The sequence below is a fragment of the Aminobacter sp. GW821-FHT11F06 genome (assembly GCF_058808215.1).
In genome coordinates this window covers 574,380-596,019 of record NZ_JBXARL010000002.1, presented here as the reverse complement: position 1 = coordinate 596,019, position 21,640 = coordinate 574,380, and the positions used below count along the sequence as shown (strand labels likewise).

General features: G+C 64.5%; 19 protein-coding genes. 5 read left to right on the top strand and 14 right to left on the bottom strand.

The annotated features are described in order from the left end of the window. The first annotated feature begins 57 nt into the window (after positions 1 to 57). Positions 58 to 1,650: a peptide chain release factor 3 gene (locus AC1RTB_RS07410; RefSeq protein WP_492876128.1), complete on the top strand. Its 1,593-nt coding sequence runs from the start codon at positions 58 to 60 to the stop codon at positions 1,648 to 1,650. Between the two features lie 195 nt (positions 1,651 to 1,845). Further along, positions 1,846 to 2,475 carry a phosphonate metabolism protein/1,5-bisphosphokinase (PRPP-forming) PhnN gene (gene phnN / locus AC1RTB_RS07405; RefSeq protein WP_492876126.1) on the top strand — a complete coding sequence of 210 codons (630 nt, stop codon included), beginning with the start codon at positions 1,846 to 1,848 and terminating at the stop codon, positions 2,473 to 2,475. Between the two features lie 16 nt (positions 2,476 to 2,491). Here phnN and AC1RTB_RS07400 read toward each other — a convergent pair whose 3' ends face one another. From AC1RTB_RS07400 to AC1RTB_RS07375, 6 genes are all read right to left on the bottom strand, one after another. Further along, the gene (locus tag AC1RTB_RS07400; protein WP_492876124.1) at positions 2,492 to 3,592 is read right to left on the bottom strand and encodes a DUF1513 domain-containing protein; all 1,101 of its coding nucleotides are present in this window, start codon (positions 3,590 to 3,592) and stop codon (positions 2,492 to 2,494) included. Position 3,593: 1 nt separating this feature from the next. Next, complete coding sequence (locus AC1RTB_RS07395) at positions 3,594 to 4,673, bottom strand: imelysin family protein (protein WP_492876122.1); 1,080 nt, start codon at positions 4,671 to 4,673, stop codon at positions 3,594 to 3,596. Next, entirely contained in the window at positions 4,673 to 6,190 is a 1,518-nt protein-coding gene (locus AC1RTB_RS07390) for a di-heme oxidoreductase family protein (protein ID WP_492876120.1), read from the bottom strand. Before AC1RTB_RS07390 ends, AC1RTB_RS07395 begins: the two co-directional genes overlap by 1 nt. 278 nt (positions 6,191 to 6,468) lie before the next feature. Then, on the bottom strand, positions 6,469 to 6,954 hold the full coding sequence (gene bfr / locus AC1RTB_RS07385) for a bacterioferritin (protein WP_476781712.1): 486 nt from the start codon (positions 6,952 to 6,954) through the stop codon (positions 6,469 to 6,471). After that, positions 6,920 to 7,231 carry a (2Fe-2S)-binding protein gene (locus AC1RTB_RS07380; protein WP_492876118.1) on the bottom strand — a complete coding sequence of 104 codons (312 nt, stop codon included), beginning with the start codon at positions 7,229 to 7,231 and terminating at the stop codon, positions 6,920 to 6,922. Before AC1RTB_RS07380 ends, bfr begins: the two co-directional genes overlap by 35 nt. Before the next feature lie 75 nt (positions 7,232 to 7,306). Continuing rightward, positions 7,307 to 8,611, bottom strand: a complete 1,305-nt coding sequence (locus tag AC1RTB_RS07375; RefSeq protein ID WP_492876116.1) for an imelysin family protein — start codon at positions 8,609 to 8,611, stop codon at positions 7,307 to 7,309. A gap of 616 nt (positions 8,612 to 9,227) precedes the next feature. On the opposite strand from AC1RTB_RS07375, the gene AC1RTB_RS07370 reads away from it, so the two are divergent. Further along, on the top strand, positions 9,228 to 10,460 hold the full coding sequence (locus AC1RTB_RS07370; RefSeq protein ID WP_492876114.1) for an NAD(P)/FAD-dependent oxidoreductase: 1,233 nt from the start codon (positions 9,228 to 9,230) through the stop codon (positions 10,458 to 10,460). On the opposite strand, the gene AC1RTB_RS07365 is transcribed toward AC1RTB_RS07370, so the two are convergent. After that, a complete protein-coding gene (locus AC1RTB_RS07365) occupies positions 10,457 to 11,740 on the bottom strand; it encodes a 4-aminobutyrate--2-oxoglutarate transaminase (protein WP_492876112.1) in 1,284 nt (427 codons plus the stop codon). The genes AC1RTB_RS07370 and AC1RTB_RS07365 overlap by 4 nt on opposite strands. Before the next feature lie 187 nt (positions 11,741 to 11,927). On the opposite strand from AC1RTB_RS07365, the gene AC1RTB_RS07360 reads away from it, so the two are divergent. Together AC1RTB_RS07360 and AC1RTB_RS07355 are read left to right on the top strand one after the other, a co-directional pair. Then, positions 11,928 to 12,302: a YciI family protein gene (locus tag AC1RTB_RS07360; protein ID WP_492876108.1), complete on the top strand. Its 375-nt coding sequence runs from the start codon at positions 11,928 to 11,930 to the stop codon at positions 12,300 to 12,302. Continuing rightward, positions 12,299 to 13,591: an RNA polymerase sigma factor gene (locus AC1RTB_RS07355; RefSeq protein WP_492876106.1), complete on the top strand. Its 1,293-nt coding sequence runs from the start codon at positions 12,299 to 12,301 to the stop codon at positions 13,589 to 13,591. The genes AC1RTB_RS07360 and AC1RTB_RS07355 overlap by 4 nt, the downstream gene beginning before the upstream one ends. Positions 13,592 to 13,655: 64 nt before the next feature. Here the strand turns inward: AC1RTB_RS07355 and AC1RTB_RS07350 are convergent, their stop codons facing one another. The 7 genes from AC1RTB_RS07350 to AC1RTB_RS07320 all read right to left on the bottom strand — a co-directional run bounded on the left by AC1RTB_RS07350 (position 13,656) and on the right by AC1RTB_RS07320 (position 21,614). Continuing rightward, positions 13,656 to 14,528 carry a DUF2189 domain-containing protein gene (locus AC1RTB_RS07350; RefSeq protein ID WP_492876104.1) on the bottom strand — a complete coding sequence of 291 codons (873 nt, stop codon included), beginning with the start codon at positions 14,526 to 14,528 and terminating at the stop codon, positions 13,656 to 13,658. A gap of 217 nt (positions 14,529 to 14,745) precedes the next feature. Then, a complete protein-coding gene (locus AC1RTB_RS07345) occupies positions 14,746 to 15,990 on the bottom strand; it encodes a Gfo/Idh/MocA family protein (protein WP_492876102.1) in 1,245 nt (414 codons plus the stop codon). Positions 15,991 to 16,019: 29 nt separating this feature from the next. Next, a complete protein-coding gene (locus AC1RTB_RS07340) occupies positions 16,020 to 17,033 on the bottom strand; it encodes a LacI family DNA-binding transcriptional regulator (RefSeq protein WP_492876101.1) in 1,014 nt (337 codons plus the stop codon). Next, positions 17,030 to 18,022, bottom strand: coding sequence for an ABC transporter permease (locus tag AC1RTB_RS07335; RefSeq protein WP_492876099.1), 993 nt, complete (start codon positions 18,020 to 18,022; stop codon positions 17,030 to 17,032). Before AC1RTB_RS07335 ends, AC1RTB_RS07340 begins: the two co-directional genes overlap by 4 nt. Then, positions 18,019 to 19,002 (bottom strand): ABC transporter permease, encoded by a 984-nt coding sequence (locus tag AC1RTB_RS07330; protein ID WP_492876097.1) that lies wholly within the window; start codon positions 19,000 to 19,002, stop codon positions 18,019 to 18,021. Before AC1RTB_RS07330 ends, AC1RTB_RS07335 begins: the two co-directional genes overlap by 4 nt. Continuing rightward, a complete protein-coding gene (locus AC1RTB_RS07325) occupies positions 19,002 to 20,507 on the bottom strand; it encodes a sugar ABC transporter ATP-binding protein (protein WP_492876096.1) in 1,506 nt (501 codons plus the stop codon). The genes AC1RTB_RS07330 and AC1RTB_RS07325 overlap by 1 nt, the downstream gene beginning before the upstream one ends. An 81-nt stretch (positions 20,508 to 20,588) precedes the next feature. Further along, positions 20,589 to 21,614: an ABC transporter substrate-binding protein gene (locus AC1RTB_RS07320; RefSeq protein ID WP_492876094.1), complete on the bottom strand. Its 1,026-nt coding sequence runs from the start codon at positions 21,612 to 21,614 to the stop codon at positions 20,589 to 20,591. Positions 21,615 to 21,640 lie beyond the last annotated feature (26 nt).

Genomic DNA, 21,640 nt, shown 5'->3' with positions numbered 1-21,640 from the left:
CGTTCGACAGTGCGGCCGGTCAAAGCTATATAGCCGCGCACCATATGGATTCCTGACATGGCTGAGACGATAAAACACGCGGTGGCGCGCCGCCGCACCTTCGCGATCATCGCGCACCCTGACGCCGGCAAGACGACGCTGACCGAAAAGCTGCTGCTGTTCGGTGGTGCGATCCAGCTTGCCGGTGAGGTCAAGGCCAAGAAGGACAAGATCCAGACCCGCTCGGACTGGATGAAGATCGAGCGCGAGCGCGGCATTTCGGTCGTCACCTCGGTGATGACCTTCGAATATGGCGACAACGTCTTCAACCTGCTCGACACGCCCGGCCACGAGGACTTCGCCGACGACACCTATCGCACGCTTTCGGCTGTCGACAGCGCCGTCATGGTCATCGACGCCGCCAAGGGTATCGAACCGCGCACGCTGAAGCTGTTCGAGGTCTGCCGCCTGCGCGACATTCCGATCATCACCTTCGTCAACAAGATGGACCGCGAGGCGCGCAATACCTTCGAGATACTCGACGAGATCGAAGAGAAGCTGGCGCTCGACACAGCCCCGATCACCTGGCCGATCGGCCAGGGCAAGACGTTTTCCGGCACCTATCACCTCGCCGAGAACGCCGTGCGCCACGGCGACGCCGAAAAGGAGCGCACGCCGGTCCATGGCCCCGACTCCAACCGCGCTGCCGGCCTGTTGCCCGACAATGAGCGCCCGGCCTTCATCGAGGAACTGGAACTCGCGCGCGAGGCTTGCCGGCCGTTCGACCTCCAGGCGTTTCGCGAAGGCCACATGACGCCGGTCTATTTCGGCTCGGCGCTGCGCAATTTCGGCGTCCGCGACCTGATCGAGGCGCTTGGCGAGATCGGCCCGCCGCCGCGCGCCCAGGAAGCCGACACGCGCAAGGTCGAGGCGACGGAGGAGAAGATGACCTCCTTCGTCTTCAAGATCCAGGCCAACATGGACCCCAATCACCGCGACCGCATCGCTTTTGTCCGTGTCTGCTCGGGCGAACTCAAGCGCGGCATGAAGGCCAAGCTGGTGCGTACCGGCAAGCAGATGAGCCTGTCGGCGCCGCAGTTCTTCTTCGCCCGTTCGCGCATCACCGCCGACGAAGCCTATGCCGGCGATGTGGTGGGCATCCCCAATCACGGCACGCTGCGCATCGGCGATACGTTGACCGAGGGCGAGGACATCCTGTTCCGCGGCGTTCCCAATTTCGCGCCGGAAATCCTCCGCCGCGTCCGCCTCGGCGATGCGATGAAGGCCAAGAAGCTCAAGGAAGCGCTGCACCAGATGGCCGAGGAGGGCGTGGTCCAGCTGTTCCAGCCCGAGGACGGCTCGCCGGCGATTGTCGGCGTCGTTGGCGCGCTGCAGATCGACGTGCTCAAGGAGCGGCTGTCGGTCGAATACACGCTGCCGGTCGATTTCGAGATGGCGCGGTTTTCGATCTGCCGCTGGATCGACGCCGACGACAAGGCCGATTTGCACCGCTTCATCGAGAGCCATCGCGGCGACATCGCGCGCGATCTCGACAATGATCCGGTGTTCCTCGCCCAGCATGAGTTCTCGCTCAACTACGAGGCCGAGCGCTGGAAGATGATCCGCTTCGCCGCGATCAAGGATTATCAGGTTCGCGACATCGTCGCCTGATCCAGATGGCGGAGCGGTTATGCCGCTCCGCGTTTCGTCATTCCGTCATGTAAATCGCCTAATGACATTTCAGGGCCGCTGTCGACCTTGGTCCAAGCCAAGGTGGGTGACAGGGCGGCACTTGAGATGTTCAATGCGCCGTTGCCTGTGAAGGGCCCGGCGGGCCGATGCGCTGGCACGGAGGAATGACGACGCATGATGGTTTCAGCATTGATCGAGCGTGAATTGACCCAAATCGGCTCTCCCGTCCGCAACGGCGTCTTCGTCGCTGTCGTTGGCCCCAGTGGTGCCGGCAAGGACACGCTGATCGCCTATGTGCGCGAGCGCCTTGGCGACGACGAGCACGTCGAATTCGCCCGCCGCGTCATCACCCGCCACAGCGACGGCGCGACAGAAGATCACGACACGCTGGCCGACGCCGCCTTCGTCGAGGCCGACGCTTCCGGCGCCTTCGCGCTGTCGTGGGAAGCGCATGGCCTGCGCTACGGCATTCCGGCCTCGGTCGACCGGGCGATCGACATCGGCCATGTCGTCGTCGCCAACACCTCGCGCGGCGTCATTCCCACCTTGCGCGAGCGCTACGCCAATGTCGCGGTTGTCGAAATCACGGCATCGCCCGAAATCCTGGCCGAACGGCTGGCGGCGCGCGGCCGTGAATCGCGCGGGGAGGTGCTGGCGCGACTGGCGCGCACCGTGCAGCACGATCTCTCGGGCCCCGGCCATGTCGCCATCGACAACAGCGGTGCGGCTGATGTGGCCGGCGAGCGTTTCCTTGCCGTGCTGCGCAAGGCGGTGGCTTTTTCCGACGTGTCAGGTCTGGTGTGATTGCGTAAGTGGTGGCTTACGCAATGATGCGCAGCATGTGATTGTCCCAGACATATTCCGGACGGCTTGCCTGCTCGCCGTTCGGCTCGACGATGAGGCCGGCACCCGTGGTGGCCAGGAAGCCGTCACGGTCGGGTGCCAAGCCGCAGACCTCGATCAGCTCGTTCCTGGCGACCACCTTGCCGGTCTTGGCGTCGATCATCGCCCAGGCATTGCCCTCCGGCGATGACACCGCCACAAGGCCGGCGTCGCGATTGGCCGCCACCGAACCGATATAGTTGCGGAAGCCGCCGAGGATGTCTTCGGGCATCTCCAGCATGGCAAGTTCCTCGCCGCGCCTGGCACGGCCGACGAGCAGCGGCTTTTCCGTTGCCGGCCCCTCATGCTGGCAGCCGAACCAGACTGTGCCTTGAGCGTCGATATCCATGTGCCGGATCGACAGCTGGTGCAGTCTTTCCGGCAACTCGTGCTTTTCCCTAAGGTCGCCGGAAACGCGGTCGACCAGGACGAAGGACGGCTTCATGGTCGAGATATTGAGCTTGGCGCGGCCGAAATCCGGGTGGGTCTCGATGCCGCCATTGCAGATCGCAAGTGTGCGCCCGTCGCCGAGCAGGATCAGTTCGTGCGGGCCGACGCCATGGGTCGGGAACTCGCTGAGGCGGCGGAAGCCGTCGCGCGCGTCGTAGACGCCGACCATGCCGGCGGCGTTGTCGAAGTCGTTCTCGGTCACATAAAGCAGCGCGCCGTCGGGCGAAAATACGCCATGGCCGTAATAGTGCCGGCCGGCGATGCTCGGGATGGTCAGCGGCTCATCCTTGCCGGTGTGGTCGAAGACCAGCATGAAGGTGCCCGGCTGGCGCGCGAACACCACCGACTTGCGCGAGACCGGGTCGAAGGTGACGTCGTGGCCGCGCTCGGGCAGGGCCACGCTGCGCAGGATCTTGCCGGCCTCCGACAGCACCGCGACGCCATATTCGCCTGTGCGTGCTTGGTAAGCCGTGGCGAACATAGCGTCGGTTTCGAGCGCCAGCGCACGCTTGGCCGGCGTCAGCGACAAAAGGAAGGTCGCGCCTGCCGCCTTGAGGAAATCGCGGCGGTCGAACAGCGGGGTTTTCATATCAATCGCCGTCGAGCGATGAGAAGCCGGCAGTCAGCCCGAGCGCGCCGGAAAGCCGGGTGCCGAACAGATCGGACAGGCTGGACGTGACGACGCTGAAATAAGTGAGCTTGGCGCGCTTTTCCGGGTCAGCGAGCACGGCGTCGATCGGCCCGGTGACACCAGCCACGGCATTTTGCGCATTGGTGAACTCGAAACCGATCGACTGGGCGATCCACTCGGAATCCGTGGGCAGCAGGCCGCCGAATTTCGAGGCGCCGAACAGCGCCTTCATGCCTGCGATGTTGCCGCCCAGCGAGGCGGCGGTACCCTGCGAACGCCAGTACAGCGCCTGTTTTGGCTTGTCGGAGGCCGCGTCCTTGCCGAAGAAGCCGCCGACGCGCACGTCGCGGACCAGCTCGAGCCCGTTGACATAGACCTCGAGCAGCGCTGTCGCTGCCTCCGAGGCCGTATGATAGAGCGGGTTTTGCGGCCCGGGATGCTGCCATTGGCTGGCAAAGCCCTTGTCGTCGCGCCACGCCGCGTCGACCTCGGAGGCGATGGCGGCGACATTGCCTGATATCGCCTTGCCATAGGCGCAGCGATAGGCGGCTGAGGTGCCGGAAAGCTCGTCGGCGCCGGTGCCGAACAGAACGAACTCCAGCGCGCCGAGACCTTGCATGGCAACGCTCTTCTGCGCCAGCTTGGCGGCGTCGGTCGCCGTTTCATCCTTGTCGGCGAGCGCTGCCTGCACCTGCTTCAGCCCTGTGCCCTTGCGGTCGGGCCAAAACAGCATGCGCTCCAGCCGGTTGTGTTCGGTGATCGGCCCGAAGCGGATGATCTCGATTTCCGACCAGGTCACGGTCGTCTTGGAGAAGGCTTGGCGCGCGGCCGTCAGATTATCAGCCGATGGCGCCGCGCAAAGCGTGTCGAGGTTCTTTCCAAGCGCTGCCGTGTCCTGCACGAGCCGGCCATAGGTCGGGCGGATGAAGCCGTCGATGGCGTTGGCGATCACCTTGTCCGAGGCCTGGTTGGCGTGGGCCACGGGCGCGGACAGGATGAGGCAGGCAACAAAGGCGGATGCGAGCGTATGTCTAGCCATCAGAGCGACTCCAGGAATTTGACAAGGGCGGCACGGTCGTCGGTGGCGAGCGCGGCAAAACGATCGCGCGCGCCTTGCGCCTCGCCGCCATGCCACAGGATCGCCTCGGTCAGGTTTCGCGCCCGTCCGTCATGCAGGAAGAAGGTGTGGTCGTTGACGGTCTTGGTCAGGCCGATGCCCCATAGCGGCGGCGTGCGCCATTCGCTGCCACTGGCATCGCCGACCTGCTGGCCGTCGGCAAGGCCTTCGCCCATGTCGTGCAGCAGGAAGTCGGAGTAGGGCCAGATCAGCTGGAAGGCCTGCGCCTTGTTGGGCGCGTCGCGGCGGGTGACGAATTTCGGCATGTGGCAGGCGGCGCAGCCGGCCTCGTAGAACATCTGCTTGCCGCGCAGCACCTCAGGGTTGTCGACGTCGCGGCGCACGGGCACGGCGAGGTTTTGCGAATAGAAGGTGACCAGATCCATGATCGGATCCGGAGCCTCGACCGGGCCAAGCCGCTCCTGCACGCCGGTCGGCATGGCGCGGCACGCGGTCTGGGCCTCGGTACAGTCGCCCCAGTGATGCGGAACGTCGGGCGTCGAGATGCCGATGTCGCCGGCAAAGGCATCGGCCGACTGCTGGCGGATCGACGGTGTCTGGGCTTTCCAGCCGAAGCGGCCGAGCGTCAGCTCGCCAGACTTGGCGTCGCGCACGATCGAAGCCTTGCCGGAGATGCCGTCGCCGTTCTTGTCGTCGGGGTCGGCATTGGCGAGGATGTCGGCGGGATGGATCTGTTCGATCAGCCCAAGGCCGATCATCTGCGGCGTCACGCGCGGCGACAGCGTCGTCTTGGGGTCCATTGGCCCGTAGCCGAGATCGCTGACCGAATAGCTCGGCTTGCGCAGCGAAAGCCTGGTGCCGTCGCCGAGCTCGACCGGAATTTCCTCGTAGGAGATGACCATGTGGCCTTCGCCAACGAGGCCGGGCACGGCGAGGTCCTGGAACTGGGCGCCGTAGGTGGGGTCGGGGAAGTTCAACACCTTGCGGTCGGCAAGGGCTGTCTTTTCTTCGTCTGTTACCGCCGGGCGGGCAAGCCTGAAGAACATTGACGTCGCATCGGCCTTGCCTTCTGGCGGATGGCCGCGCCCGTCTTTGAGATGGCAGCTCTGGCAAGCACGCGCATTGAACAGCGGCCCCAATCCGTCCGAGGCCTGGGTCGAAGACGGCGAGGAGACCCAAAGCTTGGTGAAGAAGCCATTGCCAAGCTTGAAGGTGCCTTCTTCCTCGAAGGTGATGTTGGCCGAGGATTGCGAGAACGCGTCCCGGTTGGCGCTTTTTTTCGAGGTTCCCGCGCCGCCCTGCATCAGCTCGAACTGTTCGGCCTTGCTGAAGTCGGTGGTCGGCTTGACGATCTTGTCGACGCGCGCCTTGTCGGCGGGCTTGAGATCGTGGCGTTCGGGGCTAAGCCCGTCCGGAACCGGCTCGCCGGCGACGGAAGGTGCGGACGCTGCAAACAGGATCAGATTGGCCGCAAGCAAGCCCCATAGCGCCTTGGTGCTGCGCTGGCTCGTCGCCGGTCGGGGACCCCCACCCCTAGCCCCTCCCCACAAGGGGGAGGGGGACTTTGCGGCGCTACCATCCAGCGCCAAACCTTGATGATTTTGGCCAAAATGGTCGTGCGCGTATCCCCCTCCCCCTTGTGGGGAGGGGTTAGGGGTGGGGGTGCCTTCAGAGCCAATGGCCGGGATGTCGAGGGCGGGCGCACCCGCTGGCATGCGGCGCGTAGTCAGAAAAGTGCGCCGCATTCCGGCATGTCCTATTCGGCCTTGTCAGCGGTCTCGGCGTTGAGCTGGCCGTACTTCTCTTCGCCGATCTCCGCGAGCAGCTGCAGCTGCGTCTCGAGGAAGTCGATGTGACCTTCCTCGTCGGCAAGCAGCTCCTCGAAGAGCTTCATGGATACGTAGTCGCCGTGCTGGGAGCAGATGTCCCGGGATTTCTTGTAGGAAGTGCGCGCGTCGTACTCGCCGGCGAGATCGCTTTCGAGCACTTCCTTGACGTTCTGGCCGATGCGCAGAGGGGCCAGCGACTGCAGATTTGGATGGCCTTCGAGGAAGATGATGCGCGCCACAAGCTTGTCGGCGTGGTGCATTTCCTCGATCGATTCCGCACGTTCCTTCTTGGCCAGCTTGCCGTAGCCCCAGTCCTCAAGCAGGCGGAAGTGCACCCAATATTGGTTGACCGCGCCGAGTTCGAGGAAAAGCGCCTCATTAAGCCGCTCGATGACCTGTTTTTCGCCCTTCATTGATCCTGCTCCCGAATTGGATCCGCAACTCTTTCACACGGTCCATGTGTGAAACGATATCGACCCCGCTCGCCTCCGAACGAGCGTGATAGGCTTCGGTTACCCGAATGATCGTTTCGACCACATTTGGGAAGCAGCCGCAACAGCGCCCGCGCTTTTGCAGCGTGTGATAGACCTTAGCTGGCACGATCAGGCACCAGGGATCCTTGTCCAGGAGTTCTATGATCGTATCTTCGATCTCCTTTTGGGTGATCAGGTTGCAATGGCAGATCAGCATAACGGGCTCTAGGGATGGCTGGCGGCGCGTTTCCGGCGCGCCGCTTGGCTGAAATTATCTAGGTGCGGTCAAGGCTCACTGGAAGACCTTGTCGGGGGAATCGAGGCTGTCCGAACCCTCGAAGGCGATCGCGTCGAGCTTGAGGGCGGCAACCGCACGCTCGATCGACTTGGTCTGGTCGACAAGCGCGTCGATGGCGGCCTGGACGGTGGCGTTGCCTTCGACATTGCCCTCGCCGATCTGCTGGTCATAGGCCTCGCCAGCGGCGGCGCGGGCTGCGATCGCCTCCATCTTGGCGACGGTCGTGTCGAGCTTGCCCGACAGCTCGGTGTCGAGGGCCGCGTCCGTTCCCTTGACCATATCCGACACCGACGGGCCTTCGATTGTCGAACCGTCGATGCGCTTGTAGCTGCCGTGATAGGCGTTGCGGATGCCGATCGCGTCGTAGAGATGCGAGATGTGGGTGTTGTCGGAGAAGCAGTCGTGCTCCTCTTCCGGATCGTGGATCAGCAGGCCGAGCTTCATGCGCTGTCCGGCGAGTTCGCCATAAGACAGCGAGCCCATGCCGGTGAGGATCGCAGAGATGCCGGTGTTGGTCTCGCCATCGAGCAGCGCCTTGCGGGCCGCGCCGTCGGCTTTCCAGTTGCCGACCATCTCTTCGAGATCGGCAACCAGCAGGTCGGAAGCAGCGTTGAGGTACTGGCCGCGACGGTCGCAATTGCCGCCGGTGCAGTTGGCGGTGTCGTAGTCGGTATAGGGGCGATTGCCGGCACCAGGGCCGGTGCCGTTGAGGTCCTGGCCCCAGAGCAGGAACTCGATGGCATGGTAGCCGGTGGCGACATTGGCCTCGATGCCGCCTGCCTCCTGCAAGGTGCCGGACAGGAATTCAGGGGTGATCTTGGAGGCGTCGGCCTTTTGGCCGTTGATGGCGATCGACGGGTTGGCGATCACATTGGCCGTGTAGAGGGTGTTCTCGTCGGATTCGGTGCCATAGCTCTTGTCGACATAGTCGATCAGGCCTTCGTCGAGCGGCCAGGCGTTCACGCGGCCTTCCCAATCGTCGACGATGGCATTGCCGAAGCGGTAGACTTCGGTCTGCTGGTAGGGGATGCGGGAAGCCTTCCAGGCTTCGCGCGCCGCTGTGAGCGTTTCCGCCGATGGCTTGGCGATCAACGCCTCGACCGCGACGTCGAGTGCCTTGGCTGTGGTCAGCGAGTCCTCATACTTGGCGAGCGCGATGTCGGAGTAGGTGGTGAGAACTGCCTTGGCGTCGGTCCCGGCCTTGGCCGGCAGCACGAAGATCGCGGCTGTCAGCGCGGTCGTTGCCGCAATGGCGGCAAGCCTGCCGTAGTGCCGGTTGCGCGAGATGGATGCAGGCATGGTCTCTCCTCAGTGAACCAGATGGCGCGGGACCGCGCCGAAAAATCGTGTGCCGTCAGCCATTTGCTGCATCGGCGGCATGGATTCGAGTGAAAGCTTAGGGTTGGCCCGGCTTCGGACATGCGCGTGGTTCGAGGCCCAATTTGGGCGCAGCGCGACCATGCTGCAGGTACCCGCGCAGTGGCGCGGTTCGACGAAGGCAGGCACCCGATAGGCTCCAATCGAAAGGGTTAAAGGCCCAGACATCAAAGACAGGCGCTGTAAAGCACGGCCTCATAAAAGCGTTGTGGTGGCAAAAGTCAACGCGCTGTCAGCGAAAAACGTAGCGGGATCAATAGTTTAGAATAATTCTAAACTGAGATTGTCCAGTTTATGGCGGAGGGGAAGCCGCCAACTCCTTGATTTGTCGAGATACGTATCCGCCCTCGTGACGTTTCGGTGCGCATCACCTGCGACAACGCGTAGCGGCTGGTCTTCTCGCCGCGCGTCAGCCAAATACGGCTGGACGCGCTTGACAGGCCGGTACCAGACTGTCACCCAAAAATCCGACCTTGGCCCTTGTGGCCGGGTGGGCCAACGGCCATTTCCCCGGTAACTCCCCAACAGCGAGGCGGGCATGAAGAACGGTGTCGTTATAGTCGGTGCAGGCCATGCCGGTGTGCAAGCGGCCGCCAGTCTGCGCGAAGAGGGCTATGACGGTCCCGTCCTGCTTGTCGGCGACGAGCAGGAACTGCCCTATCACAAGCCGCCGCTGTCCAAGACCTTCATCAAGGATGCCGCCGCCCAGCCGCAGCCCTTGCGCGGCGAAACCTTCTACACCGGCCATGCCATCGAACGGCGCCCCGGAACCCTTGTCGAGCGCGTCGATGTCGGTGCGCGCCGGCTTGAGCTCGCAGGCGGCGGCAACCTTGCTTATGACCATCTGATCCTTGCCACCGGCTCGCGCCCGCGCATCCTGCCGCTGCCGGGTGCCGATCTTGCCGGCGTTCTGTCGCTGCGCTCTGTCGCCGACGCTAGGCTGATCCGCGACCATAGTGCTGCGTGCGAAGACGTGGTCGTCATCGGCGGCGGCTTCATCGGCCTTGAGATCGCAGCCACTTTGGCCGCCGGCGGCCGTCGCGTCACCGTTGTCGAGGCGCTCGACCGGCTGTTGGGCCGCGCGGTTGCGCCGCTCATTGCCGAGCATGTGCGCCAGCGTCTGGCCGCCTCGGGCATCCGCATCCTGCTCAAGACCACCATCGAGCGTATCGAGGGCGAGGGCGGCCATGTCGCTGGCGTGCTGACGTCGGCGGGCGAAAGATTGCCGGCCAGGATGGTCATCGTCGGCATCGGCGTCGTGCCCAATGTCGAGCTTGCCGAGACGGCGGGGCTGACCATCGCCAACGGCATCCGCGTCGACCAGGCGATGCGCAGCTCGGTGCCTGAAATCCTCGCTATCGGCGACAACGCCAGCTACCGCCACTGGCAGACCGGCGGCGACGTGCGGCTGGAGTCGGTGCAAAATGCCACCGACCAGGCCAAGCTTGCCGCCCGCACCATCATTGGCCATGACGGCAGCTACGGTGCCGTGCCGTGGTTCTGGTCCGACATCGGCGACATGAAGCTGCAGATGGTCGGCCTGACATCAGGCAGCGACCGCCAGATTCTATCCGGTGAGCCAGCCGAAAACCGCTTTGCTGTGTTCCATTTCATTGGCGACAGGCTCGTCGCCATCGAATCCGTCAACCGCCCGGCCGACCATATGCTCGGCCGCAAGATGCTGGGCCTCGGCTTCTCGCCGACGGCGGAGCAGGTCGCCGGCGGTGCCGAGGCGCTGAAGGCGGCGCTCGCCGCGCTGCCGCCAGCCTAAACGGCGATGGTCCGGCTGTCGCGGATCGCGGCTTCCAGGATATCGAGCGCTTCGGTCATGACGTCGTCCTGGATGGTGATCGGCGCCAGGAAGCGGATGACGTTGCCGTAGACGCCGCAGGTCAACAGGATCAGGCCCTTTTCCAGTGCCTTGAGCCGCACCGCATTGGCGAATTCGGCCGAGGGCGTGCCCTTCTTCACGTCGTTGAACTCGACCGCGTTCATGAAGCCGGGGCCGCGGATGTCGACGATCTCGGGCACGTCGTCGCGCAGCGATTCCAGCCGCTGCTTGAGCCGGGCGCCGAGCTGGTTGGCGCGGTCGCACAGGTTTTCGTCCTCGATGACGTCGAGAACGGCATGGGCCGCGGCGACACCGATCGGGCTGCCGCCATAGGTGCCGCCGAGCCCGCCGGGGGCGGGCGCATCCATGATCTCGGCGCGGCCGGTCACCGCCGCGAGCGGAAAACCTCCGGCGAGGCTCTTGGCCATGGTCATCAAATCGGGTGCGACGTCATGGTGGTCCATGGCGAACATCTTGCCGGTGCGGGCAAAGCCGGTCTGGACCTCGTCGGCGATAAGCAGCATGCCGTGCTGGTCGCAGATCCTGCGCAGGGCTACCATGAAATCACGCGGGACCTCGTAGAAGCCGCCTTCGCCCTGCACCGGTTCGATGATGATGGCAGCGACACGTGCGGGATCGACATCGGCCTTGAACAGCCGGTCGAGGGCCGCCAGCGCATCGGCGGTGCTGACACCATGCAGCGGCACCGGGAAGGGCGCGTGGAAGACGTCGCCCGGCATCGCGCCGAAGCCGGCCTTGTAGGGCTGCACCTTGCCGGTCAGCGCCATGCCCATGAAGGTGCGGCCGTGGAAGCCGCCGGCAAAGGCGATCACCGCCTGGCGGCCGGTGGCGCTGCGGGCGATCTTGACCGCGTTTTCGACCGCTTCGGCACCCGTGGTGACGAAGATCGTGCGCTTGTCGCCCTTCATCGGCGCGATGGCGTTGAGCCGCTCGCCGAGGTGGACATAGCTCTCGTAAGGCACGACCTGGTGGCAGGTGTGGGTGAAACGGTCGAGCTGGGCTTTCACCGCCTCGATGACGCGGGGATGGCGGTGGCCGGTGTTGACGACCGCGATGCCAGAGGAGAAATCGATGTAGCGCCGGCCCTCGACATCCCAGATCTCGGAGTTTTCGGCGCGGTCGGCGTAGACCTGCGTCGTCATGCCGACGCCGCGTGCGATGGTCTGCATCTTGCGCTGTGAGATTTCGGCGTTTTTCATCGCTTATCCTCCAACTTTTCAGGCGCCTTGCACGCGCCAGACCGACGCCATATCTGCACCTCTCCTGGTTTTGTACAAGCCGTCACGACGGCCGAAGGCATTGGTCTTCCCTGACGGCAAAAAAATTGCCGACGCCATGTCGGAATCGCTCATACTCGCGCGTCCTAGTCATGAAGGAACTGAAAAGATGCTCTACGCCATCCTTTGCTACAACAACGAAGACGTCGTCTGCGCCTGGTCCAAGGAGCAGGACGACGAGGTCATGGCGCGCCTCCAGGTGGTCACAGGCAAGCTCCGCGACCAGGGCCGGCTCGGCCCTGTCGCGCGGCTGATGCCGACGACTGCGGCCACGACCTTGCGCAAGGCCAAGGACGAGCCGCTGATCATCGACGGTCCCTTCGCCGAGACCAAGGAACAGCTTCTCGGCTTCTACGTCGTCGACTGCGAGACGCTCGACGATGCCGTCGATGTCGCCAAGGACCTGGCGGACGCCAATCCCGGCATCGGTTCATATGAATTGCGCCCGATCGGCGCGTTTTTCCCCGGAAAAGAGGCGAGATGACCGACCCGGCCTGGATCAACACGGCCCTTTCCTCCGCCCGGCCCCAGGCCGTGGCGGCCCTGCTGCGCTACTTCCGCGATCTCGATACGGCGGAAGAAGCGTTCCAGGAGGCCTGCCTGCGCGCGCTGCGCAGCTGGCCTGAAAAGGGTCCGCCGCGTGATCCGGCCGCCTGGCTGATCTTTGTCGGCCGCAACTCCGGCATCGACGCTGCTCGCCGCCGCTCCAAGCAGGCGCCGTTGCCGGCCGAAGAGTTGGTTTCGGACCTCGAGGACGTCGAGGCGGGTATCGCCGAGCGTCTCGACGGCCAGCATTACCGCGACGATATCCTGCGCCTGCTGTTCATCTGCTGCCATCCCGACCTGCCTGCGACCCAGCAGGTGGCGCTCGCCTTGCGCATCGTCTCGGGCCTGTCGGTCAAGCAGATCGCGCGCGCCTTTCTCGTCGGCGAAAGCGCCATGGAACAGCGCATCACCCGCGCCAAGGCACGCATCGCCAACGCCGAGGTGCCGTTTGAAGCACCTGGCCCGGTCGAGCGCTCCGAACGCGTCGCCGCCGTGCTGGCGATGGTCTATCTCGTCTTCAATGAGGGCTATTCGGCGGGTGCGACCGAAATCGCCAACCGCGCGCCCTTGTGCGAAGAGGCGATCAGGCTGGCGCGGCTGTTGCTGCGCCTGTTCCAGACCGAGCCCGAGGTGATGGGGCTGACGGCGCTGCTGCTTCTCCAGCACGCCCGCGCCGCCGCCCGCTTCAATGCCGAAGGCGAATTGGTGCTGATGGAGGACCAGGACCGCACCTTGTGGAACCAGGCGCTGATCTCGGAAGGCCTGGCGCTGATCGACAAGGCGATGCGCCATCGCCGTTCCGGCCCGTACCAGATCCAGGCGGCGATCGCCGCGCTGCACGCCCGCGCCGCCCGTCCCGAGGATACCGACTGGGCCGAGATCGACCTGCTCTATTCGGTGCTGGAATCGATGACGCCATCGCCTGTCGTCACCCTCAACCGCGCTGTCGCTTATGCCAAGCTGCGCGGGCCGGAAGCAGCCCTCAAGCTGATCGAGCCGCTGGCGCCCAAGCTTGCGGGCTATTTCCACTTCTTCGGCGTCAAAGGCGGGCTGTTGATGCAGCTTGGCCGCACTGATGAGGCGCGCGAAGCCTTCGACCGGGCGATTGCCCTTGCCAACACGGCCGCCGAAGCCGCCCATATCCGCATGCATCTCGACCGGCTTTCCGCACCTTCGCCGGTGCGGACATCTACCAGTGCGGAGACGCCGGGCCGTCAGCTGCACTAGCGTGGCGGCAGCCGGGTGAGGGCGGAAACCAACCGTCCGAGCTTATCTCCAACGTTCGGCTCGACTACCAGCGAAGCCAATATGGGAATCGTTTGTCGTCCCCTTTAATGGGAGAAGCTGGCAGGGGCGTCTTCTTGCGGGCCGGGACTTCCACGACCTTGCGATAGAGGTGCCACGTCGCGTGGCCGAGCACCGGGATGACGACGGCGAGGCCCGCCAGCAGCGGCAGCGACCCGATCAGCAGCGCGACCGCGACGATCAGGCCCCACAGCAGCATCGGCACCGGATTGCTCAGCACCGCCCGTACCGAGGTCTCGATCGCGGCATAGACACCGACATCGCAGTCGAGCAGCAGTGGAAAGGCGACGACAGTGGTGCAGAGCACCGCCAGGGCGAACAGGAATCCGATCAGATTGCCGAGGATAATCAGCGTCCAGCCGCGCCGGGTGGTGAAGAGATCGCCGAAGAACGATGCCATCGACTGCGGGGCGTCCGGCCCGTAAAGCGAAGTGTAGAGCACCTGAGCCACCAGGAGCCAGGCGACGAAAAGCGCCAGCAGCATGATGCCGATGACCACCATCGCAGGAATGGCCGGCGAATGCCTGACATCGAAGGCATGCCTCCAGGACGTGTCGAGGTTTTGCTCGCGCCTTCGGCTGATCTCGTAGAGGCCGATTCCGAAGAAGGGGCCGAGCAAGGCAAAGCCCGACATCAGCGGGAAAATGAGTTGCAGGGCGTTGCCGCCCGAAGTCCATGTGATCAGAAACACCCCGACGATCGGGTAGAGCAGGCACAGGAAAACGTAATGCGACGGCTTTTCCCAAAAGTCGTCCAAGCCCCGGCGCAGAGCGTCAAACACATCAGCGACCGTTATGAGGCGGATGGCGGGATGCTCGACCGTATTGGTGGCGCCTGCGTACACGTGGAAACTTGCCATGACCACTCCTCCTTGGGGTGGGTCGCGGCTCGCGCTCGGCATGAGTGGTCACGCCAAACCGCGACCTTCACCATGCCAAATCATAACGTGTTTCGACCGGTTTGACGACCCTGCCAAACGTGTCTCGCGGTGCAGGCAAGGTCACCGAAATCAGTGGCCTTGCCCGTCGCCAGCGGACCGGAGCGGCGCTCCATGATCCGGCCGCTGGATTTTCTGGTCAGGCGCCGGTGCGCGCCACCACCGGCACGTAGTTTTCGAGTTCCGGCGCGGGGAAGCTGACCGAGCCGCTGATCTCGGCGGAGCGGTACAGCCCCATCAGGATCTCGACCACGGCGAGGCCGTCATGGAAGGTTTCCATTGGTGTTTCGCCCTTGCGGAAGCACTCGACCATGTGGCGGTTCTCGTCGGTGTAGCCATAGACGCCGGCCTCGTCTTCCAGCACCGGCATCAGGCCCTGCTCGGCGTTCTGCTTTTCGACAAGATCCTCGCCTTCCTCGCCCTTGACCTCACGCGACATGAAGATCTTGAGCCCGGTGTTGAGCGAGTTGAACTCCATCGCATATTCGGGCCCGAGCAGTTCGAGCTGGATGCGCAGGCCGGCCCCGACATAGGCCCATGAGGTCGTCGCCTCGATGACCAGTTCGTTGCCTTCCTCGTCCTCGAGCAGGATGGTGCCACGGGCGAAATCTTCCGACGGCCGGTTGCGGTAGTCGACATCGTTGCCGAAGCGCTTGCGGAGCTGGTCGGCATAGTTGGGCCGCGTCCATTTGAGGTTGGCGACAGTGCCGCTGACCTGCTTGACGGTGAGCGACTTGCGCGCGGCACCCGGCTTGGTCAAAAGGTGCCGGGCCACCTCGACGCTGTGGCACATCATGTCGGACAAGACGCCGCCGCCCTGCTTGTCGCCCTGCCAGAACCACGGCTCGTGCGGGCCCGAATGCTCTTCGGCCGCGCGCGCCAGATAAGGCCGCCCGGTCGCCGAGGCGGCACGGCGCCAGATGATGTCCTTGCCGCGAATGACCGGCGTGCAGAACACCTGGTTTTCGAGATAACCATGGTTGAGGCCTGCGTCTTCGGCAAGGCGCAGCATTTCGCGCGCTTCGGCGATGGTGCGGGCAAGCGGCTTTTCGCAGGCAACAGCGATGACCTTGCTGCGCCCGGCCTTCACCTCGGCATGCAGCGTGCGCATGACGTCGAGGCGGGTGTAGTTGGGCGACAGGATCCAGATCGCGTCGACATTGTCGGCGTTGACGAGCGATTCCAGGCTGTCGTGGCTGGTGCATTCGCCAAGCCCGAGTTCGGCGACGCGGTTGGCGAAACGCGCGCGGTTTTCGGCCTTGCGGCTGAACACGCCTGTCACGTCGACATTGCGCACGCCCAGCATGCCTTTCAGGTGGAAATCCGCGATGAAGCCGCTTCCTATGAAGCCGACGCGCAGCCGCTGTTTGGGCAATCCGGTCATTGTCGATCCCTCTTGTCTGTTGTCTGAAATCATTTGGGTGCCGGCGCGGTGGTGCCGCGTATCTTGAGCGTCGTCGGCATCGTCGCCGGCTGGCGTGGCGCAAGCCCGCCCGACAGCATGTCGAGCAGCATGGTCATCGCCGTCCTGCCGATCTCGGTGCGCGGCTGGCTGACGGTGGTCAGCGGCGGGTAGAAGGCCTCGCTGAGAAACAGGTCGTCGAAGCCGACGACCGAGACGTCGCCTGGCACGTCGAGCCCGAGTTTGCGCAACTGGTGGATCACGCCGAAGGCCATCTCGTCATTGGCAACGAAGATCGCTGTGGGTGGCTGCGGCAGTTCGAACAGGCCTTGGCACAGGCGCTGGCCGGTGTGCAGCAGATAGTCGCCGACCGGTTCGTAGCCGTCTGCGATCGGCAGGCCGGCAGCGGCCATCGCCTTGCGATAACCGTCGCGGCGATGGATGCTCATGATCTCCGGCACCGGGCCGGAGATATGGGCTATGCGCTTGTGGCCAAGGCCGATCAGGTGCTCGACGGCGTTTTGCGCCGCTCCCTCATTGTCGATCAGCACATGCGGGAAGCCGGCGTTCTCGATCGCCTCGAGCGCCACCACGATGGGGGCGCCGGCGATGCTGGCAAGGAAGCCCTCGCGCTCCGGCAACTTGCCGGTTATCAGGATCATGCCGTCGGCATGGCCGTCGCGCAGCATGTCGAAATACTCGACCTCGCGGTCGGAATCGTTTTCGGTATTGCCCATCAGCACCGAGTAGCCGGCGGCCCGCGCGGTTGCCTCGACGCCCTTCAGGATTTCGAGATAGAACGGGTTGCCGACGTCGCGCACCACCATCAGCACCGCCATTGCTTTTTGCGTGCGCAGGTTTCGCGCGCTGACATTGGGCCGGTAGTTCATCTCGCGGGCCAGATCGCGGATACGGCTCAGCGTCGGCTCGGCCACCAGCCCGCTGTCGGAGAGTGCGCGCGAAACGGTGGCGGCGGAAACACCCAGCCGCTCGGCAATGTCCTTGATCTTGGGGCGTTCGTTCATCCGCGCATCGCCCGTCCGCGGCCATAAAACAGCATCAGCAGCAGAAGCGTGGCGCCGAACACCATCTGCCGTCCGGATTCGTCGATATGCACTGTTGTCAGGATGCCTTGCAGGATGACCAGCAGCACGGCACCCGCCATGGTGCCGGTGTAGCCGCCCTTGCCGCCCGACAGCGGCGTGCCACCGAAGACCACGGCGATGATCGAGGCCAGCATGTATTGCTCGCCAACATTGGCGAAGGACGAGCCGGAATAGCCGAGCAGGCAGATACCGGTAATCGATGCGAAGACGCCTGACAGCATGAACAGCGAAATGCGCATGCGCCGGACCGGCACGCCGGCCATGTGGGCGGCCTGCTCGTTCGAACCGATGGCATAGATGCGGTGGCCGTAGACGGTGCGGCCGAGCATGAAGGCCATCAACAGCCCGATCGCCACCCACAGCCAGATGATGCCGGGCAGGCCGAGCAGGAAAGGCTGGGTCACAAAGCGCGATAGGCTGGGTGCTGCGAGCCCCGAGGGGATGCCGTTTCGCACGACCACCAGTAGCCCCTGCAGCACGCCGAGCATGCCGAGCGTCATCACCAGCGGCGGGATGCGCAGGAGCGTGACGCCGAGGCCATTGAACAGGCCGATCACAGCACCCGCCGCCATGCAGGCGAGCACCGCCGGCAAGATGGCGCTGTCGGCACCGTTCATGACGTTGCCGGCGATGATGGCGCTGAGCGAGATCACCCCGCCGACCGACAGGTCGATGCCCTCGCGGCCACCAAGGATGACGAGGTTCTGCCCGGCGGCGACGATGCCGAGAAGCGCGGCGACGATCAGAAGCCTAAGGATCTGCTGGGCCGAGGCGAAGCCCGGTGACAGCACCTCGCCGAGCACAAGCAACGCTGCGATCAGGATCAGCGCCACGACCAACGGCCGCTTGAGGAAGGTCAGCACGGGCGAGGGGGCTGGTGCCGAGGGCGTTTGCGTCGTGGCGGTCATGCGCGTGCCCTCCGTCCCAGAAGAACGCCCGCCATCAATGCCACCAGTATGGCGAAGCCCTGCACCAGGTTCTGCCATTCAGACGGCGTGCCGACGAAGAAGACGAGCGAGTTGATGAGGCCGATGATCAAGGCGCCGATGATCGAGCCGACGACAGTGCCGAAGCCGCCCGACAGCGCGCTGCCGCCGAGCACCACGGCCGCCACCGAAAACAGGGTCATCTTGCCGCCGACGAGCGGGTCGCCGCTTGCCGTGTCGCCGGTGATGCAGAAGGCGGCGAGGGCGGCGAACAGGCCGCAAAGCGCGTAGCCCTGGATGCGAATCCTCGTCACCGGCAGGCCGCTCTGGAACGCGGCCTGCGCGTCGTCGCCGACCGCCAGGAGCTGTGTCGACAACCGGGTGCGGGCCAGCAGGTAGAGCACGATGGCCAGCACCACCGCTGCATAGAAGACGAAGGGGATTTCAAAGAAACGGCCGCCATAGGTGCGCCAGAAAGCGGCCGGCGCCGGCGTGCCCGCCACCGGCATGACGTAGAGCGCGAGGCCGGTGAAGAAGATGCTCGTCGCAAATGTGGCCACGATCGCCTGAAGCCTGAGTGCGGCGACGACGATGCCGTTGACGATGCCACAGGCGAGCCCGGTGAGCAGGCCGACGCAAAGGGCGGCGACAAGGGAAAAGCCGCTGCCGCCCATCTTTTCCATCATCACCACGATGACGACATTGACCAGCGACACGATGGCGCCGACCGACAGGTCGATGTCGCCGGCGTAGACGACATAGGTCTGGGCGACCGCCAGAAGCATCAGCGCCAGATAGGTTTTCACCAGTCCGGTGATGCCGATGAAGCTTATGCTGCGCGGCTGGTAGAGGCCGTTGAGCGCGAGCAGCACCAAAGCGATCAGCAGTGCTGGCAGGAAGGGATAGCGCTCGACGAGGCGCTTCAGCCCGCCTGGCCTTGGGGAAATGGTCGCGGCTGTCATCACGCGGCCTCGTAAGCTGCCTGGTAGAGATTGTAGCGCGTGCGATCCGCGCCGGTGAGTTCGCGCCGCACCGAGCCGCCATTGAAGACGAGGATGCGGTCGGCGTTGTTGAGCAGCTCGGCGTCCTCGGAGGAATAGAGCACGATGCCCAGTCCTTCGGCGGCAAGCTTGCGGATCAGCGAAAACAGGTCCGCCTTGGCCGAGAGGTCGATGCCCTTGGTCGGGTCGTCGAGCAACAGCACGTCGGGACGGTCGATCAGCCAGCGCGCGATGACGATCTTCTGCTGGTTGCCGCCCGACAGCGAATTGATCGGGTGGGAAAGCCCGCCGAATTTGGTGTGCAGCGCCTCAAGCGCTGGCTTCACGCGTTCGGCGAGTGCCGAGGGGCGGGCAAGGAAAAGCTTCTGCCTGAGATAATGGATCGGGGTGACGTTCTCGAGGATCGGCCGGCCAGAAATGACGCCGTCGCGGCCGCGGTCGCCCGAGACATAGGCGCAGCCGCGCCGGATCGCCTCACGCGGGTTCTTGGCCGCAAAGGGCGTGCCGTTGAGCATGATTTCGCCCGAGGCAACCGGGTTGACGCCGAAGATGGCGCGCAGCACCGCCGACTGGCCCTGGCCATGCAGCCCGCCAAAGCCGAGGATCTCGCCCTTGGCGACCTCGAAGCCGACATGGGCGAAGCCCTTGCCGGAAAGCCCTTTAAGCGTCAGCACGTTTGGCCGCCCGGGAGCTGCCACGGCCGGCGGTGCGCTACTGCCGGCGGCAAGTTCGTCCTGCCCGCCGACCATCATGCGGATGACGGCGGCCGGGTTGGTCTCGGTGATCTTTTCGGTGCCCACCGTCTCGCCGTCGCGGATGACGGTGACGCGGTCGCCGATGGCGAAGATCTCGTCCATGCGGTGCGAGATGAAGATGATGCTGCGGCCTTGCATCTTCAGCTCGCGCAGGATTTCGAAGAAGCGGTCGACCTGGGCCCGGTCGAGCGCCGAGGTCGGTTCGTCGAAGATGATGACGGGCGCTTCGGTGGCCAACGCCTTCATGATTTCGACAAGCTGGCGCTGGTCGGCGCGCAGGTTTTCGACAGTGGTGTCGGCTGAAAAGCCATCGCCGGAAACGCTGTCGAACAAGGCGATATAGCGTGCGGCGCGGGCCTCCAGCGCTGCGCGGTCGACAAAGCCCGCGCGCGTGGTGGGCAGGTCCGCAAGGCAGATGTTTTCCGCCACCGTGCGGTGCGCGGCCAGGCTGAGCTCCTGGTAGAAGATGCCGATGCCGTGGTCGCGCGCCGAGCGCGGACCGGTGATGGTGACGGGTTTGCCGTCGATCAATATCTCGCCGCCATCCGGCCGGACACTGCCCGCGAGGACCTTGCACAGCGTGCTCTTGCCCGACCCGTTCGAGCCGATCAGCACATGCACCTCGCCGGCGTCGATCGAAAGGTCGCCGTGGCGTAAGGCAAGGGTAGCGCCGTAAGCCTTGCTTACGCCGCGGAGCTCAATTTTGGACATGGTGGTGGCTTCCCGGTGCTTTGTCGGTCGGCGGGGACGCGGGCCTGCAAGCAGGCGCGCGTCCCCCGTCCTGGGAGAAGCTTACTTGAACAGCTTTTCGGCGTCTGCGATGGAAAGCTGGCTGGTGTAGGAATAGTAACCCGGCTTGCCTTCGACCGCCTTCGCCGCGTCAGCAAGGTTCTTGGAGTCGATGAACGGGATCGGCAGGTACATGGCGTTCTTGTACTGGCCAGCCGTTGCCGGCTCTTTCAGTTCCTTGCCCTGCAGCATCAGCACGGCGACGTTGAGTGCCGATGCCATGACGCCGGGCGGGTTCACCGAAGCGCCCGAGTTCAGCTTGTCCTTGGTCCACAGGTCGATGAAGTCCTTGCGGATCTCACCGGTTGCAGCGATCGACGACTGCTTCTTGGCATCGATGATCGACTTCCAGGCACCCGCAGCCATGCCGTCCTGCACCCACACGCCATTGATGTCGGGATTGGTGGCAAGCAGGTTCTGCATCGCCTGCTGGCCCTGCGCCTGATCCCAGTTGGCGTTGACTTCATTGACGACCTTGATGTCGGGATACTGGCCGAACACTTCCTTGTAGCCGGCGACGCGCATCTCGTTGGCCGGGTGGCCGGCGACGCCGTTGATGGCAACGACATTGCCCTTGCCGCCGAGCGTTTCGGCGAGCCACTTTGCGCCTGCAGCACCCCATGCCTTCTGGTCGATGCCGACATAGGTGGCGTCAGGCGACGACACTTCCGCGTCGGTCGAGATCACCAGGATGCCAGCTTCCTTGGCCTGGGCGAAGACCGGATCGAACGCGGTGGGGCTATTCGGGTTGATGATGATGGCGTTGACGCCCTCGCTGATGAAGTTGCGGACATGCGCGATCTGGCCGGGCACGTCGACATTGGCGCTCTGCACCACGACCTCGACATTGACGCCCTTGTCTTTCCACGCCGCCGCCGCTGCCTGCGCTTCCTCGATCATCTGCGTGCGCCATTCCGAGCCGACCCAGCCATTGGACAGGCCGATCTTGAAGTCGGCCGCCTGGGTCGAGAACGCCGACACGGCCAGCGCCGCGACGGTGGTTAGGGCAAATGCTGCAAATTTCTTCATGAACTCCTCCCGGTGCAAAAACTGCT